Source organism: Vibrio sp. Hal054, assembly GCF_037162405.1.
Lineage (GTDB): Bacteria > Pseudomonadota > Gammaproteobacteria > Enterobacterales > Vibrionaceae > Vibrio > Vibrio diazotrophicus.
Map to the genome: position 1 here is coordinate 185671 of NZ_JARLUT010000002.1, position 16868 is coordinate 202538.

12 protein-coding genes and 1 pseudogene are annotated in these 16868 nt (G+C 44.4%); 5 read left to right on the plus strand and 8 right to left on the minus strand.

Going from position 1 to position 16868, the window contains the following annotated elements; genetic code table 11:
• The first annotated feature begins 84 nt into the window (after window positions 1-84).
• Both P4S58_RS16845 and P4S58_RS16850 read left to right on the plus strand, forming a co-directional pair.
• A complete protein-coding gene (locus P4S58_RS16845; RefSeq protein WP_042480988.1) occupies window positions 85-1827 on the plus strand; it encodes a methyl-accepting chemotaxis protein in 1743 nt (580 codons plus the stop codon).
• 169 nt (window positions 1828-1996) lie between these two features.
• Window positions 1997-2302 (plus strand): hypothetical protein, encoded by a 306-nt coding sequence (locus P4S58_RS16850; RefSeq protein WP_102964552.1) that lies wholly within the window; start codon window positions 1997-1999, stop codon window positions 2300-2302.
• 65 nt (window positions 2303-2367) lie between these two features.
• Here the strand turns inward: P4S58_RS16850 and gnd are convergent.
• From gnd to P4S58_RS16870, 4 genes and pseudogenes are all read right to left on the minus strand, one after another.
• A pseudogene (gnd, locus tag P4S58_RS16855) lies at window positions 2368-3817 on the minus strand (decarboxylating NADP(+)-dependent phosphogluconate dehydrogenase).
• A gap of 13 nt (window positions 3818-3830) precedes the next feature.
• Complete coding sequence (gene pgl / locus P4S58_RS16860) at window positions 3831-4547, minus strand: 6-phosphogluconolactonase (protein ID WP_337164816.1); 717 nt, start codon at window positions 4545-4547, stop codon at window positions 3831-3833.
• Window positions 4544-6046 carry a glucose-6-phosphate dehydrogenase gene (gene zwf, locus P4S58_RS16865; RefSeq protein ID WP_042480976.1) on the minus strand — a complete coding sequence of 501 codons (1503 nt, stop codon included), beginning with the start codon at window positions 6044-6046 and terminating at the stop codon, window positions 4544-4546. Before zwf ends, pgl begins: the two co-directional genes overlap by 4 nt.
• A 357-nt stretch (window positions 6047-6403) precedes the next feature.
• Entirely contained in the window at window positions 6404-9277 is a 2874-nt protein-coding gene (locus P4S58_RS16870; RefSeq protein WP_337164820.1) for an HD domain-containing phosphohydrolase, read from the minus strand.
• Window positions 9278-9552: 275 nt separating this feature from the next.
• Here P4S58_RS16870 and P4S58_RS16875 point away from each other — a divergent pair, with 275 nt between their 5' ends.
• The 3 genes from P4S58_RS16875 to P4S58_RS16885 all read left to right on the plus strand — a co-directional run bounded on the left by P4S58_RS16875 (window position 9553) and on the right by P4S58_RS16885 (window position 12441).
• Window positions 9553-10302, plus strand: coding sequence for a phosphatase (locus P4S58_RS16875; protein WP_102953553.1), 750 nt, complete (start codon window positions 9553-9555; stop codon window positions 10300-10302).
• A gap of 55 nt (window positions 10303-10357) precedes the next feature.
• Window positions 10358-10744 carry a cytochrome b562 gene (locus tag P4S58_RS16880; protein WP_102953552.1) on the plus strand — a complete coding sequence of 129 codons (387 nt, stop codon included), beginning with the start codon at window positions 10358-10360 and terminating at the stop codon, window positions 10742-10744.
• Window positions 10745-11010: 266 nt separating this feature from the next.
• Window positions 11011-12441 (plus strand): PepSY-associated TM helix domain-containing protein, encoded by a 1431-nt coding sequence (locus P4S58_RS16885; protein WP_337164823.1) that lies wholly within the window; start codon window positions 11011-11013, stop codon window positions 12439-12441.
• Window positions 12442-12544: 103 nt separating this feature from the next.
• Here the strand turns inward: P4S58_RS16885 and P4S58_RS16890 are convergent, their stop codons facing one another.
• The 4 genes from P4S58_RS16890 to proW all read right to left on the minus strand — a co-directional run bounded on the left by P4S58_RS16890 (window position 12545) and on the right by proW (window position 16866).
• Entirely contained in the window at window positions 12545-13894 is a 1350-nt protein-coding gene (locus tag P4S58_RS16890; RefSeq protein WP_102965843.1) for a magnesium transporter, read from the minus strand.
• A gap of 268 nt (window positions 13895-14162) precedes the next feature.
• Window positions 14163-14645 (minus strand): MarR family winged helix-turn-helix transcriptional regulator, encoded by a 483-nt coding sequence (locus P4S58_RS16895; protein ID WP_337164826.1) that lies wholly within the window; start codon window positions 14643-14645, stop codon window positions 14163-14165.
• A 98-nt stretch (window positions 14646-14743) separates the two neighbouring features.
• Window positions 14744-15751: a glycine betaine/L-proline ABC transporter substrate-binding protein ProX gene (proX, locus tag P4S58_RS16900; protein ID WP_042480957.1), complete on the minus strand. Its 1008-nt coding sequence runs from the start codon at window positions 15749-15751 to the stop codon at window positions 14744-14746.
• Complete coding sequence (proW, locus tag P4S58_RS16905) at window positions 15748-16866, minus strand: glycine betaine/L-proline ABC transporter permease ProW (RefSeq protein ID WP_042480954.1); 1119 nt, start codon at window positions 16864-16866, stop codon at window positions 15748-15750. The genes proX and proW overlap by 4 nt, the downstream gene beginning before the upstream one ends.
• Window positions 16867-16868: the final 2 nt, after the last annotated feature.

Sequence of the window (16868 nt, forward strand, 5' to 3'; positions counted from 1 at the left end):
AATAATTAATACTCTATTCACCATTCGCTCACTGATTTTATCGGGGTCAGTAAGCTAAAAACTTTGTGAAGGACGCGAAGAATAATGAAGAGTTTTTCCTTTAAAAACAAAATTATATCGCTAATAGTTGCCATAATTTCAATCACCATTTTTGTTTCGTTTCTCAGTGTAAACCACTTTATCAGTTCCTATATTTATCAGTCAGATATAGAGAAAATTGAACATAACATTGAGTTAGTGAACCGAACACTGGAAGGTGAGTTACGCGACAAGCTTAGTCTGGCGAAAAGCCTTAAATTCAACATGATGGATATCGGCACCACCAAAGAGTCGGCTGGTTTCTCTCATATTGTGCGTCTTGCAAGCAGCTATGCGTTCGATGATACGGGCAGAGTACTAGAACAAGATGAAACTCAAAAGTACATAACACTTGCAGAAGGCTTGACCGCTGAACCAACGGTGAGCGAAGTGACGATCATTGAAGGGCGTCCAAGTTTAAATATCTCAATTAAGCATATGGACGGCTCTGCTAACTTTTTCACGCTTGATTTGAGTGGATTAAAACCAATTTTAGAAGCCTATTCGCTGTCAGGCAGCTACATGGAACTGATTTCTTCAAATGAGGTCACCATTTTCACTGATAAAACCGGTGAAAACTTGATTCCTGTTGAGCGCAACTTTGATTTGGCTGGCCAGACATGGAGGTTGAACGGTTATATCGATCTTGATGACATTCAAGCCAATACTGACAGTTTGAACTGGAAGATCACAATGGCACTACTTATTTGTGCAGTGATCATTATCGGTTTAAGTGTTGCAATGCTGCACTTTGCATTCAAACCTTTACTGCGTCTAAAAGAACTCGTAGCTGACCTTTCACAAGGTAACGGTGATTTAACTCAACGTTTGAGCGTTACATCGAATGATGAAATCGGTCAGATTTCGACTTCTATTAACCGTTTTATCGAACAGCTTCAGGGAATGTTTATTGAAGTCTCTAGCTCATCATCGAAAATTGATTCTGCGGTTAATCACCTTAGCAGCCAGTCTGAATCAAACATGCAGATGTTAAATGCGCATACCATTGAGACAGAACAGGTGATCACAGCGATTGATGAAATGAGCGCAACAGCAGGGTCTATTGCTCAAAGTGCATCAGACGCAGCTAAGCTCACAGAACTGACAAACTCATATGCGAACGATTCTAAGAAAACGGTTAATCAAGCGGTACAAAGCGTAACTGCATTGGAGTCGGATGTAGCAGAAATGTCGAACACCATCAGTGCGATGAATCAAGATACCAAACAGATTGGTACTGTACTTCAGGTGATTGGTGATATTGCTGAGCAAACTAACCTGTTGGCATTAAACGCTGCGATAGAGGCCGCGCGTGCAGGTGAGCAAGGTCGTGGTTTTGCCGTGGTAGCTGACGAAGTTCGCGCACTGGCAGCTCGTACGCAGCAGAGTACAGGGCAGATTAATGAGATGCTGTCTAAGCTCAACAACACATCCGAAAATGTCGTGAGCAAGATGGAAACCACACGTAAGAGCTGTGAAGCGACTTCGCAAAGCACTCACAAAGTGATGGAGTCCTTGAATACAGTGACGACATCCGTGGTAGAAATTAACGACTTGAACACATTAATGGCAACCTCTGCTGAGCAGCAAAGCCATGTGACTGAAGAAGTCAGCCGTAATATGGCTGCCATTCAGGCTCTAATTGGTCAGTTGAATGATAGCGCAGCGCAGACCAACAATATCAGCCGTGAACTCGGTGGAACTTCAAGCGATCTGTCACAAGTGGTGGGGCAGTTTAAAGTTCATTAATGATTTGTTTCAAATGTCATAAGGAGCACCAATAGGTGCTCTTTTTTTGTCCGCTCTTCAATGCCATGTTCAAGGTAGGTTAGATGATTGTCAGTGTTGCCGACTTCGTATTGAGTGAGTTGTTAACACACGTTTAAATTGGTGACGAATCAGCTCAAAAGGAACCAATATGAAACGATATGGGATAATTGCACCGCTTGTACTGCTAGGTACATTAATGACAACTCACGCTCAGGCGTCGGATTCACAGGTAGACATAGAATTAGGCTGTGTCTCTGTTGCAAATAAAGACGTCTCAATAAAAACAGGAGATTGTCGCAACAGAAAAGTGGAAACAGTGAAAGTGGTTAAGGTCGTCAAAGTGGTTGAAGAAGGGCATTATCGCAGCCACCCTGTACACGGAAAACATCCGGGCAAAGGCCACCACAAGAAAAAGTATGTTGAAGAGTCTTCATTCCATAAACATAAGCACTAAATCAACATCAGAAAAACAAAAGGGATGCCTCAAGCATCCCTTTTCTGTTTGGTCACTTATAACGATTAAACGTCGTAAGTAGTAGACGCAGTGTTGCCGCCTGTACCAGTCCAGTTAGTGTGGAAGAATTCACCACGTGCACGGTCTGTACGCTCGTAAGTGTGAGCACCGAAGTAGTCACGTTGAGCTTGTAGCAGGTTCGCTGGTAGACGAGCCGTTGTGTAACCGTCTAGGAACGTTAGAGCTGAAGTCATACATGGCATTGGGATACCTGCTTCTAGAGACTTAGAAGCTACTTTACGCCATGCCACTAGGCTGCTTTGTAGAATGTTTTTGAAGTACTCGTCAGAGCCTAGGAATGCTAGTTCTGGGTTCTTCTCGAATGCATCACGGATGTTACCTAGGAATGCAGAGCGGATGATACAACCACCACGCCACATTAGCGCTACGTTACCGTAGTTTAGAATCCCAGCCATTCTCGTTTGATGCTTCGCGCATTAGCATGAAGCCTTGAGCGTAAGAGATGATCTTAGAAGCAAGCAGAGCTTGACGTAGTGCGTCAACCCACTCTTGTTTGTCGCCTTCAACTGGAGTGATAGTTTTACCAAACAGTTTTTCAGCTTCAACACGTTGGTCTTTCAGTGCAGATAGACAACGAGAGAATACAGACTCAGAGATTAGAGTTAGAGGAATGCCTAGGTCTAGCGCGTTGATACCTGTCCATTTACCTGTACCTTTTTGGCCAGCAGTGTCTAGGATTTTCTCTACAAGTGGCTCACCGTCTTCATCTTTGTAGCCAAGGATGTCAGCTGTGATTTCAACTAGGTAGCTGTTTAGCTCAGTTTTGTCCCAATCAGCAAATACAGCTTGCATCTCGTCTGCAGACATACCAAGACCGTCTTTCATGAACTGGTAAGCTTCAGTGATCAGCTGCATGTCGCCGTATTCGATACCGTTGTGAACCATTTTAACGAAGTGACCAGCACCGTCGTTACCAACCCAGTCACAACATGGCTCGCCAGCGTCAGTTTTTGCAGAGATACCTTGGAAGATTGGCTTAACCGCTTCCCAAGCTTCAGGAGCACCACCAGGCATGATTGAAGGTCCGAAACGTGCACCTTCTTCACCACCAGAAACACCAGTACCAATGAAGTGGATACCTTTTTCACGTAGCGCAGCAACGCGACGGTTTGTATCTGGGTAGTTAGTGTTACCGCCATCAATAATGATGTCGCCTTTGTCTAGAAGTGGTACTAGTTGATCGATGAATGCGTCAACTACTGAACCCGCACGAACCATAAGCATCACTTTGCGAGGAGTTTCTAGTTTCTCTACTAGCTCTTCTAGAGAGTAAGCACCAATGATGTTAGTGCCTTTCGCTGGACCTTCTAGGAACTCGTCAACTTTTGACGCAGTACGGTTGTGAGCAACCACTTTGAAGCCGTGGTCGTTCATGTTTAGGATCAGGTTTTGACCCATAACCGCCAGGCCGATTACACCGATATCACCTTTCATTTGTTTCTCTCCTTCACGCAATCTTTGCTGCTGCGTCTAAATCTAAATACCACTCGGTTTCGCCAGTCTTTGACTGAACTTTAGCTGCTGGATAAGGCAGGTCAGCGGCTGGAGTAGTGTGAATTTCATTGACGATCTCGGTTTTACCTGCACCAAGAACGAGGTAACTAATACGTTTTGCTGCTTCCAGAACCTTCGCTGTTTTTGAAATGCGAAGTTGACCAGACTCAGGATGAGTCGCAACCAAAGAAAGGTTTGGATCATCGTAGTTGGTTACATTTGGGAATAGCGACGCTGTGTGGCCGTCAGCGCCAACACCAAGCAGAATCCAATCGAAAACAGGAGTGCCGTTTTCAGTTGGAACAACATCAGCCATCTCTTTTGCAAAACGTTCTGCTTCTGCTTGTGGATCATCTTCACCGCGAATACGGTGGATGTTCTCTGCAGGCAGGTTTACTTGGCTAAATAGCAGCGCATTCGCTTCACCGTAGTTGCTCTCAGCATCATCCGGTGCCACACAACGCTCATCACCCCACCAGAAGTGAAGGTTTTGCCATTGAATAGCTTCAGCATAAGGTGCACTTGCCAATAGCTTAAACAGCATTTTAGGTGTGCTGCCGCCAGACAGTGAAATGTGCACTGGTGTGCCTTGTTCACTGTAGCGTTGCATTTCATTGGCTAACGATTCAACAACCTGCTCAGCTGTCTGAAAAATCTTTGAATTGATCATAGTTCGCAGTAATCCGTGTCAGTAAGGTTTTTGCATGGGAAACGCCATGCTCTTCCATCATTATTTAAAAGGTCATCAGACTCTTTCGGTCCCCAAGTACCACATGCGTATCCGTATAGGGATTGTGGGTCTTGCTTGAAATCCAGAATTGGCTGAACGAACTTCCAACAAGCTTCTACTGCGTCTGTACGAGCAAATAGCGTTGCGTCACCGTTCAGTGCGTCTAGCAATAAGCGTTCGTAGGCAGTCAGCATCTTCGTTTCTTCTAAAGATGCGTAATGGAAGTTCATTGAAACTTCTTTCGCTTTGAAGCCTGCGCCCGGCTCTTTCAGGCCGAAGCTCATCAGGATGCCTTCGTCTGGCTGAATGCGGATGATCAGTTTGTTCTCAGGCGCATTTTTACCAAATACTGGGTGAGGAGTGCGTTTAAAGTGAATCACCACTTCAGTCACACGTGTCGGCAGACGTTTACCACTACGCACATAGAACGGGATGCCATTCCAGCGCCAGTTGTTGATAAACATTTTTAGTGCAACATACGTTTCTGTACGCGAATCTTCTGCAACACCCGGTTCGTTACGGTAACCCGGTAGGAACTTACCGCGCACTTCTGATTCCGTGTACTGACCAAGCACTAGGTTGTTACGCAAGTCATCTTCAGATAGTGGCTGAAGGCTTTGCAGAACCTTGTTCACTTCGTTACGGATAGAGTCAGCATTGATTGCCGCTGGTGGCTCCATACCGATCATTGCTAATACTTGTAGCAAGTGGTTTTGGAACATATCACGCACCGCGCCAGAGCCGTCGTAGTAACCGCCGCGTTCTTCTACACCTAGGAATTCAGCACCTGTGATTTCAACGTAATCAATAAAATTACGGTTCCAAAGTGGCTCAAACATACCGTTTGCAAAGCGGAACACAAGTAGGTTTTGAACAGTTTCTTTACCTAGGTAGTGGTCGATACGGTAGATTTGGTGCTCTTTGAAATGGTGGTGAATCTCAATATCCAGTTCTTGTGCTGATTTTAAATCGTAGCCAAATGGTTTTTCGATGATCAGACGTTTCCAACCATCTTTTTCATCGTTTAAGCCGTGAGCAGCAAGGCAAGAAGGGATCACGCCGTAAAGGCTAGGAGGAGTAGCAAGGTAGAACAGGGTATTGCGTTGTTCAAATGCGTAATGGTCTGAAAGTGAGTCTAAACGATCTTTCAGTTTTACATAATCTTCGACATCCGATGTATTGATGGCTTGATAGTGAATGTATTCACAAAAAGCATCAAGAATCTCAGGTTCGGTTTTCTCTAATTCTTGAAGCGAGCGTTTCAATTTTTCTCGGTAAGAGTCGTCACTGTATTCAGTACGACTTACGCCTAAGATTGCAAAGGATTTTGGCAGTTGGTTGCTTGCGTATAGGTGGTATAAAGCAGGAATCAACTTGCGGTAGGTTAAATCGCCCGAAGCACCAAATATCACGATGCTGCTGTTTTCAGGTATTAACATCTTCTTTCCCTTAGAAACTAGGTGTGCCCAAAAACCAATGGAGTTGTTTGGGTATATTTAGCAATGGCTTACCCTAGCAGCGCAATGCACAAATAAGTAATTGGTTTTGTCTATTTCTGTAATTAGAAAAACCGAAACGCCCTTTGTACTCAATGTCATTATTTTACATTGGACATCGGGACATGGCTGATTTGGGGTCAAAATGTGACTTCAAACCAACGCGAGGTCGGTATTGTCTACGACAATTTGACGTACATCAACTATTGATCGCGCAATCGATTAACTTTTGTTCGATTTGTAACCATAAATTCATTTTTTTCGGTAATAGAGCCAGAATATGTGACTCTATTAACCGGTTTAGAATTGCTGTTTCATATACGCTTTCACTGTTTTGATGTGTTCTTCTTTGTCGATGTCACTGTGCTGGAATTTTTCCAAGAACATGTCGGCGTATTTCTGGTACACATCCTGTTCTAGGAAGAGCAGATAAAGTTTCGGGTCGATATGTCCTGAGGTCGCCATTCTGGTCATGATCGAGATTGACTCATCAATGGTTTTGGCCTGTTTGTAAGGCCTGTCATTGGAGGTTAACGCTTCAAATACGTCTGCGATAGCCATGACTCTTGCCTGAACCGAAAGTTCTTCCTCGTGTAAGCCTCTTGGATACCCTTTACCATCCATACGTTCATGGTGACCACCTGCAATGTCAGGAACATTTTTGAGATGTTCAGGGTAGGGTAAACGCTGCAACATGGTAATGGTTTGTACTATGTGGTCATTAATCATAAAGCGTTCTTCGTTATTTAATGTGCCACCGCGAATCGAGAGGTTGTATAACTCACCACGGTTGTATTGGTATTCTCCCGGTTGAAGAACAAAAGGTTCCTGCCATGTGTTTTTCGGGTTGTTGTTGGCTTCCCATTTTACTTGGTGAACTTGTTTGTCTGCGATGAGGTTTTCCATCACGGGTAATGGTTGTTTTTCTCCTGCTCGTTGTGCCTCAATCCAAGAGATACCCAGCTGATCATCGAGGGTTCGTTTCCACTGTCTCTGCGCTATGGTTTCTAATCGGGCGACGTCATCATCAGACATGTATTCACCGCCGATGTTGCATTTAGCAACGAAAGCAAAGTCGTCATCCAGTGAGTGATGAGTCTGCGCTAAGGTCGCTTTAAGTTGGCTTTCATCTCCACCCAGAGCAACACCTTGCCAGTAATCCGCTTCGGCCTGTGTTTTCAATAATTCAAAACGCATACGAACTTCGTGTATTCGGTCATAAATGGTTTCGAGTTTTGTTGCTTTGTCCACAACGTATTCAGGCGTGGTCACTTTACCGCAGTCGTGTAGCCAAGCTGCTAGATTGAGTTCTTCCCACTGCTGTTTAGTCATTGAGAAATTGCGGTAATAGTGAGTATCTTTGTCTGCTATTTCTGCCAGCATCTTGGTCAACGCAGGGACACGTTGGCAGTGACCACCCGTATACGGAGATTTGGTATCGATGGCGGATGCTATTAGAGTAACGAATGCATTCAACATGTCTTTTTGTTGTTGAATCTTGTCGATATTGTCTTTAGCAATTTCGGCAAAGCTTAAAAGTTCGCGCAAGAAGGCGTGCTTGTCATATTGCTCTGAGGTAATCGCACGCTCGTAACCCAAATTCAATACTCCGACTAACTGTTTTTGACGGTTGAGCAGCGGGAAGAAATAGATATCTGAGTTGTACAGATAATCCTGATGCTTTTTCAAAATATTGTCGTTTCGAGTTAAGTGAACCGTTTCACCTTTATTAAGCTCAGCCATTAGCCACGGTGTGCCAGTGATCAGTGAATTGAGGTCGATCTTAAATGGAATGATGGCATGGTCTGCGACGTTGGTGAATGTCGCTTCCTCAGGAGAATAGGTGTAAAGCTGAATCGTCTCGGCGCGAGTGACAAGATAGCTCTGATGGGTGATGGTTTTTGCTAACACGCTAAATTCCTGATTCGACGCAGTATCGCGAAGAAGCCGCAGTAAATCGTGTAACGTGTGTTCCATCAATTCTATCGACTTGGTGAGGTTTGCTACCTCCTTAATAATACTTTTAGGGTAACGAGTCTTCTTAAACTCGAAACGAGTAATATTGTCAGTCAGCTCCATTAAATTCACGAGAGGTTTAGCAAGGCGAGCAGAGATAATCCAGACCGCTGTAAAGCATATCACCATCAAGCCAAAAGCAGCTTGCAGTTGTTTATTTCGCATTGAAAGCAAGCTGGCAATCAAATCATCCTGTGGAGTAGCATCGGCTAGAAGCAAATGAATACTTGGACTTAAAGCGACAGGTGTCAGAGTAACAGACCACGATTTACCATCTCGTTCTACCGTTTCATATAACGTTGAGCTACTGATTCGATTCGCAACAGGAGTGAAAATGCTGCTGTTTAATTTTTGCTGAGTCGTTTGTTCATCATCAGTCAGGCTTAGTGACGTATTGTGTTGGGCTAATACTCGGAACTGATGATCAAAAAGCGCTAACTTAGCGTTTTGTGAGAAGCCGATATGCGAAAGCTCTTGTGAAAGCGAATCCAGCGTAAAATCAGCACCGACTACCTTGTTGCCATCCGCAGAGCGACGTGACAGTGTGACACCTGGCGTTTGAAACAGATAGAACACATAAGGTTCTGTTAAGCGAATAACATCGTCTTCTTCCGCAGAGGTGTACCAAGGGCGTGTTCGTGGATCGAACTGGTTGCCTTGGTGATCAACATGACCCACTTGCGCTAGGTTTTGGTCGAAGAAAATAAACTTGTTGGTACCATCCATCTTGGTGTAGTTAATAAATAGGCGGGCGGTGTCTGGTGCGTTGACGCGCTCTCTGGATTGGTTGTCAAACAAGGGGCGAACTATGGTGAAATCGCCATCTTCATTACCAAAATATAGGGCGACTAAACTGGGTTGTCGTTCGAACAATAAGCGCATCGAGGAAAGCCAACGTGCTTGTTCGGAAGGTGGTTTGTTTTCATCGATAAAACTGCTGTAAGCCATGAAATCCAATGTGGAAAAGATAGGCGCGATGCTTCTTTGAAAGATGGACTCCAGTTTGCGGCTGTTTTCCTGACTCAACTCTTGAGCGCTGCCACTAAGTAACTGCTTTGCATGTTGAGAGCTGATGCTAATCAGTACCGCTCCTACAATAGCCGTTAATATGAAAAAAAGAGAACTAATGTGAATACTGAGTGAGTAGCGGCGCTTCATGCAGAATCCCTTCAACAATTGGTTGTATAAGTATTGTCGAACTTAGAAAAGTTGCAAAAAAATATCCGCAAAAATTGGTGTTGAAAATTTCACAAAATCATTAACTTATTAGTCTTTTTGTCGGTAATCTCTAGCCATAAGTACAAGGTAAATGACCATCAATCTGGCTTGGAATCAGGTGTGGGCTGATATTCATCTAGTTTTACTTATGCTGTACGGTTGTAGTTCATAGTGGGACTGATACACTGCGTATATCGTGATGTAAGGAAAGAAAAATGAAACTCGAAGTAGATACCCATACCCACACTTACGCTAGCGGTCACGCATACAGTACCCTAATTGAAAATGCCAAACTGGCAAAGCAGAACAATCTCGCCATGTTTTGTATGACTGACCACGCTGAAACTATGCCCGGTGCGCCTCATTATTGGTTCTTTGCCAACCAACGTGTTGTTCCGCGTTTTCTAGAAGGGGTGGCAATTATTCGCGGTATTGAATCCAACATTATGAACGTTGAAGGCGAAGTGGATATTCATCCTACGTTAGATGAAAAGTTGGATTGGGTAATTGCCAGTTTTCATGAAGCGGTTTTTAGACCTTCTAGCAAAGAAGATCATACTCAAGCACTGCTCAATGTTATCAAAGGTGGACGCGTTGACGCTTTAGGTCACTTGGGTAATCCAAACTACGATTTTGATTTTGAAGCCGTGATTGCTTGTGCGGTCGAGCACAACGTGGCAATTGAAATCAATAACAGCACCCTGAAAGGTCACAGCCGAGTAGGTAGCGTCGATCGCTGTTATCAAATTGCGGAAGTTGCAAAACGACTAGGCGCTTGGATAACAACCGGTAGTGATGCTCATTTTTGCCAAGATGTCGGTGTACTGACGAAAGCGGAACAACTTCTTAACAATGTTGGTGTTGATTCCAAGCAAGTAATTACTCATAGTGCACAGCAGTTCCTAAACTTTTTGGTACTTCGAGGAAGAGAGCCAATAGAAGAGTTTGCGGACTGGTATAAATAACAATAATGATTCTGGCTTACTGTAAAAAGTAAGGCGAACACGGAAGAGAAAGTAAATGAAAAAACTATTAACCATTGGCCTAGGGTTGTTGCTGTCAACTCAACTGTTTGCTGCTGATTTTGACCTTAAAGCGACAATGAAGCAGATGAAACAAACATTCAAACAAGCTGCGCAGGCTCAGACGATTGAAGAGATGCAGCAACCAATCATCGACTTAAATCAACTAGTAGAGCAAGCGAAGCAGGGGGATTATCCACCTGAGAAAAAAGACATCTATCTTGAAGGTTTCAACAAGCTAACGGTTACTCTAGAGAAGATTGAAACTGAACTGCAAGCAGGTCAGTTTGAGGCGGCAAAAGAGTCATTGAAACAAATCGATGGTCTTCGTGAGGAGTACCATGACAAACGTAATCCAAGTATTTGGCAGCGTTTGTTCGGTTAAAAGCCCCAAATTATTATGCTCAACAGCATCAAATGAGAATATCAAAGGTAGCCATACGGCTACCTTTTTTGTGTTCAAGAAGTCGTGTGAAAGAAGCGTATTGAAGACGCTATACAAGAAGCTGTTTTGTAAATGATATGTATTATCGATGTTATTTCTGACTGTGGCTGGTATAGTACGCGCCCATAAAAGAATCATTCTAATAATCATTAAAAAGTCACTCTTCAGGCACTCTATCTGGGTGCGTTACACAAAAAGGAAAGCTCATGTTGAGAAACTCAACACCTCCTCAGCCCAAATCGGTTTCGCGGGCAAAATCACTCTATTTTATGACTTGGCGCTGGCATTTTTACGCTAGTCTTTTTGTTATCCCATTTATTCTGATTTTGTCTCTGACAGGCTTAGTGATGTTGTTCGATGACGAAGTTGAACAAGCCCGCTATCACGATTTATTAGTCGTAACCCCACAACATCATGAATTGGCGGTATCGGCACAAGTTGCAGCGGTGCAGCAGCGTTACCCAGATTATGTTGTTACTCAGTTTATTCCCTCGCAGGCTGATGATCTGGCGAATAAGGTTTCAGTCCGCACGCCGGATGGAATCAATCTTTTCGCAATGGTAGATCCATATTCTGGACAAGTTCTTGGCACTATTGATAGAAGCGAAAGCTGGTATTCGTTGGCCAATGAAATTCATGCCACCTTATTGATGGGTGACTTAGGGGACTATTTAATTGAAGTTGCAGCCAGCTTGGGCTTGCTTCTGCTAGTGACAGGCTTGTACTTGTGGTGGCCACGTGACAACGCCTCTAAAGCCGGATTTCTCAAGCTGAGAATGACTCATGGCACGAGAGTGTTTATCCGTGACTTGCACGCAAACCTTGGCGGAGTGCTCTCTATTGTGCTGCTGTTCTTCCTCATATCGGGACTTTCATGGACGGGTATCTGGGGTAAAACCTTAGTTCAGGCGTGGAACACCTTCCCGACTTACTACACGTGGGGAGAAAAACCACAGTCGACATTGACTCACGCCAGCCTTAATCATGGCGCTGAAGAAGAGATGCCTTGGAACCTTGAGCAAGCACCAATGCCAGAGTCTACGGCCGCCCATGATCACTCTGCAATGAACATGGAGATGCCTGAAATGGCTCACGGCTCTATCAGTGTGGATAAGATTGTCGCGAAAGCAGAACAGCTCGGCTTTACTCAATACCGTGTTTATTTTCCCAATGGAGAGAAAGGGGTGTACACGGTTGCCGCTAATACTATGGCTGGCGATATCACAGACCCGCGAAACGATCGCACTTCTCACTTTGACCAATACACAGGCAACTTGCTGGTGGATGTCACTTGGGCTGATTACACTCTTTACGCCAAAGCGATGGCCGCTGGCGTGTCATTGCACCAAGGCGATTTAAGTCGCTTAAACAAAGGATTAAACGTGTTCTTTTGTCTGGCGTTTATCGCTATTGCCCTGACAGGTATTGTGATGTGGTGGATTCGCAGGCCGTCAGGTGGCTCAGCTTTAGGCGTGCCGCCTCGGTTTGCTACTTCAGGTATTTGGAAGACAGGTTTGGTTACGCTGATATTACTGGCCGTCCTTTTCCCTTTGGGTGGCATCACTATCGTTATCACATTGATGTTGGACTGGCTGTTGTTCAGCAGGGTAGAAAAGCTGCGTTTAGCTTTGCGTTAAAGTGAACTAGCTTTGCTCCTAAGTTAAAATACTCAGCGGAAAATGGGTGAATAAAAAAAGGTCAGAGTGTTCTGACCTTTTTTGCATTTGTGCAGTGATGAAATTACAGCATCACAAGGCTTGCGGTGCCTAAGAAAGCAAAGAAGCCAACCACGTCAGTGACTGTGGTTAATATCACTGAGCCTGCCAGTGCAGGGTCTAGTTCAAACTTGTCGAGGATAATTGGAATAATTACGCCGAAAAAAGCCGCCGTGACTATGTTCACCACAATCGCCAGAGCAATTGTGCCGCCAATCAGAGGTGACTGGAACCATAACGCTGCAATTGCACCGATTATTAGCGCCCAGAGTAAGCCGTTGATTGAGCCGATTCCTACTTCATTTTTGAGTAAGGCGAGACGGTTACCAACGGTGATCTGATTGAGCGCCATAGCGCGAACCATAAGTGTCAGTGTCTGGCTTCCAGCAATACCACCCATAGACGCGACAATCGGCATCAGTACGGCCAGTGCAACCACTTCAGAGATAACATCTTCAAACATACCAATAGTGATTGAAGCTAATATCGCAGTTATTAAGTTAATGCCTAACCAAACGCCGCGTCGTTTCGAGCTTCGCAGAATAGGGGCGAAAAGGTCGTCGCCTTCGTCCATACCCGTACCCGCCATCAAACGGGCTTCGTAAATCTCACGCTGAGTGCCAAGTGCAAACTGCCAGTCGATTATCCCCACTAAAGTGCCGTCATCATTAACCACTGGCACAAGAGATTGTGTTGCGTGCTCTAGAGCTTCTACACCTTCGGCAAGCGTTAAGTGTGCATTGATCACTGAGGTATCTTCCAGCACGAGAGTCTTTATTCTTTCTGCGCTGTCAGCAAGTAGAATGTCGGTATAGGTGACGATACCAATGAACTTCTTCTTTTTGTTGATCAGAAAAATATACTGTGGCGACTCATAGTGGTATTTATCTAACAGCATTTTTGCACGGGCAACGGTAATGCTAAAGGGCAGGGTGTAGACTTTTCTGTCCGCCCAGTGACCGATCTCATCATCACCAAACTCGTTTGCTTGGTCATAGAGTTCAAGTTCGTCGCGACTGATTAAACGCAGAGCTTCGGTAACAATATCGTCAGGAAGTGAGTCTTCCCATTCGATAAGAGATAAGTTATCCAGCTTTGCTAGTGTTAGTTTTAGCTCTGTCTCAGAAAGGCTTTTAATAACGGAAACACGTACATCTGCACGCATTTCTGTCAGTACATCAATGTGCATTTCCAGTGGCAGACTACGCCACATTCGAACACGCTGCTCAACGGGGAATGCTTCGAGAATAAGCGCGATGGAGCCTGAATCCAGAACGTTTTCGACCAGTTCATTTAGAAGGCTAATTTGCTGCTGGTCATCATCTGCTTTCGCCAGCATTTCAATGTGTTGTGCTAAGTCTTGATATTCGCTCAACGTGTAACTCCGATTAGCCAAGGTTGTAAATATATTATTGATGCCGAGGTAAAGTTGGCAACGTATTGTTAGGGTGGGCTTTTGTATTTATAGATATGTATGAATATAGCGCCATGCTCCTAGCGTGGTTAACTTACCATAATTCTTTTTAAATGCATGGCTATTTTCGAGGGGCGTTCGGTATATATTTTTCTGTAAGTGCTTAAAAAATGGGCTTAAAGGTGAATATGTTACAAAAAGCGAGCAAGCAGTTCCTATTTCCGCAGTGTTAAGAAAAATGGATACCCTCAGGATCAATGGCAAGTATCAAATCTTCGGGTGAAATATCCGGAGTGTTCATCATGCGAGAAACCCGTTGGAGAGACGATAGAATCTGCGTTTGCTCCCATTGATCTAATGCTTGAAATTGCTCAATGAAATTATCTTGTAGTAACTGTGGCGCTTGTTCTAAAACTTGTTCACCTTCGGCTGTGATAACCGCATGTACTTTACGTTTGTCTTTTGTGTCGCGCTCTCTCTTGATAAAGCCTCGTTTTTCCAGTCGATCAAGGATACTGGTCGCTGTTGCTTGGCTCATGTTGCTGTTATTCGAGAGCTGACGGAGCGTCATTTTCGGCGATGTTTGAATAGTCCGCATCAACAGTAATTGAGGACTGGTTAAGCCAAAATTCTTATTCAATTGCTTTGAATGCAGATCTATTGCGCGAACAATTTGCCTTATCGATATCAACACTTCATCGTGGGTACTCAAGTAAACCTCCTAAGCCGTGTTTTAGAAAAGGGGGTTACTGAATGACAGCAACCCCACAGACGAATAGAATCAGTTAACTCTATTTTTATAGCGCTTCATTACATCGCGGCTTTTTTAGCTGTCTCAATCCATGAATCGAACGTTTTTTGGTTCGCTTTGATCCAACCATTCGCATGTGCTTCGATGTCTTTCGCTGAGTTATGACCTTGACTCATCATCATGTTTTCAGCACTGACGTCGTTGATGTTCAGCTTCATGATTTCAAACAATTTCGCTGCTGCTGGGTTCTCTTCAGCAAATTTCTTGTTTGCAACGATCTTCATTGAGTTCATTTCGAAGCCATAGTTTTTACCATTTGGTAAGGCGGTATCAACGTTTGCACGATTACCAGGAAGTGAAGAGTAAGGTACTTCTAGCCATACTACATCTTTACCCGGAACCAATACGCCACTTACCCAGTATGGCGTCCATGTGTAATACAAAATGGAATCACCTTTTTTATAGCGCGAGATGGTATCAGCAATGATTGCGGCGTAGTTACCTTGGTTATGCGTGATGGTGTCTCTTAGGCCAAAAGCATCAAGTTGGTGTTCAATAACACTTTCACAGCCCCAGCCTGGGTTACAGCCTGTTAGGTCTGCTTTTCCATCATCATTGGCATCAAACAGCTTGGCAATTTTTGGATCTTTCAGTTGTTCAATATTGGTGATGTTGTATTTTTCAGCGGTTTTCTTATCAATCAGATAACCTTGAGCAGCACCTGAGATATATTCACCTTTACGATAGAACTTGTCGTAACCGCCGGAAGCTTTAAATTTGTCATCATGTAGCGGTGCCCAGTTAACGGCTAAGTAAGTCGCATCACCTTCCGCAATAGAGGTGTAACCAACGTTGTAGTCCACTTCTTTGGTCGGCTTAACTTCGTATCCGAGCGCTTCCATGGCTTTGTTAACGATTAAGGTTTGGAACGTTTCTTCCGCTACTGTCGACTGTACTGGTTGGACTGAAATACCTTCACCAGGTAATGACGCCGCGTATGCGGATGCGCTCATAATTGAACTCATTGCAATACTGCTGGTTAACAAAGTCTTCCATGTTAATTTCATTTCTGTTCTCCTAGTTTTTTGTTTCCTTCGGTATGTGTGAGTTTCTGCTTAATGCGGTATACAAAAGACGCAGGGCCTTTTTGATACCAACGAGTTTTTGTATCATGGCTCTCGTTACCCACTTTTTGCGTGATTCGATCGAGCAGAATGGCGAGTATCACAATGCCTAAGCCACCTACCGCAGCCAGTCCCATATCTAAGCGACCGATACCGCGTAGTACCATTTGTCCCAGCCCGCCGACAGCGATCATCGAAGCAATCACCACCATAGAAAGCGACAACATCAGTGTCTGGTTGATACCCGCCATAATGGTTGGCATTGCTAATGGTAACTGGATGCGATAAAGCATCTGCTTGGGGCTTGCACCAAAAGCGTGTCCTGCTTCAATTAATTCTTCAGGCACTTGTTGGATACCCAATATGGTTAAACGAACAATAGGGGGCAGGGCGAAGATAATTGTCACGACGACGCCCGGTACGTTACCGATACCAAATAGCATCACAATCGGTACTAGATAGACGAATGCGGGTGTGGTTTGCATCGCGTCTAAAATTGGCCGTACGACTTTGGCGGCTGTATTACTTCTGGCAAGCCAAATACCCATTGGCAACCCAATCAGCAGACAGAAAAAGACGGACGTCATTACCAAGGCCAGCGTGACCATAGCTTCATCCCACGCACCAATAAAGCCGATGACGAGCAGTGATAAAAATGAGCTAATACCTAAGCGAGGACCTGCAAACTGCCATGCCAATAAAAATAGAATGAGCAGCATGATCGGCGCTGGAGTAGTAACCAGCGCACCTTCGAATGAACTCAAAATAAAATCTATGGGTACTCTGACTGCTTGAAATAACGGGCGTCCATGTGTAACAAGCCAATTAAGTGCAGTTTCAACCCAGTGATCAAATGGGATAATGGCGTCTTTAAATGGATGCATCCAGTCAAATGACTCAGGTTGCACCTGCGCGGAATTAAGCCAATCACTGCCTGAAGTGGATGCATTTGTAGCCGTTGACCAAGGATCATTGTTCGCTGCATCGGTTGCTGACTGTGTAGCGGCTCCCCACGGGTCGGCTGTTTCCGGTGCGCTAGAAACATTTTCTGTAGCCATGT

Excerpts from the sequence above, each read along its gene's own strand:
- P4S58_RS16845 (WP_042480988.1), top strand. The coding sequence starts at position 85 with ATGAAGAGTTTTTCCTTTAAAAACAAAATTATATCGCTAATAGTTGCC.
- P4S58_RS16850 (WP_102964552.1), top strand. The coding sequence starts at position 1,997 with ATGAAACGATATGGGATAATTGCACCGCTTGTACTGCTAGGTACATTA.
- pgl (WP_337164816.1), bottom strand. The coding sequence starts at position 4,547 with ATGATCAATTCAAAGATTTTTCAGACAGCTGAGCAGGTTGTTGAATCG.
- zwf (WP_042480976.1), bottom strand. The coding sequence starts at position 6,046 with ATGTTAATACCTGAAAACAGCAGCATCGTGATATTTGGTGCTTCGGGC.
- P4S58_RS16870 (WP_337164820.1), bottom strand. The coding sequence starts at position 9,277 with ATGAAGCGCCGCTACTCACTCAGTATTCACATTAGTTCTCTTTTTTTC.
- P4S58_RS16875 (WP_102953553.1), top strand. The coding sequence starts at position 9,553 with ATGAAACTCGAAGTAGATACCCATACCCACACTTACGCTAGCGGTCAC.
- P4S58_RS16880 (WP_102953552.1), top strand. The coding sequence starts at position 10,358 with ATGAAAAAACTATTAACCATTGGCCTAGGGTTGTTGCTGTCAACTCAA.
- P4S58_RS16885 (WP_337164823.1), top strand. The coding sequence starts at position 11,011 with ATGTTGAGAAACTCAACACCTCCTCAGCCCAAATCGGTTTCGCGGGCA.
- proX (WP_042480957.1), bottom strand. The coding sequence starts at position 15,751 with ATGAAATTAACATGGAAGACTTTGTTAACCAGCAGTATTGCAATGAGT.
- proW (WP_042480954.1), bottom strand. The coding sequence starts at position 16,866 with ATGGCTACAGAAAATGTTTCTAGCGCACCGGAAACAGCCGACCCGTGG.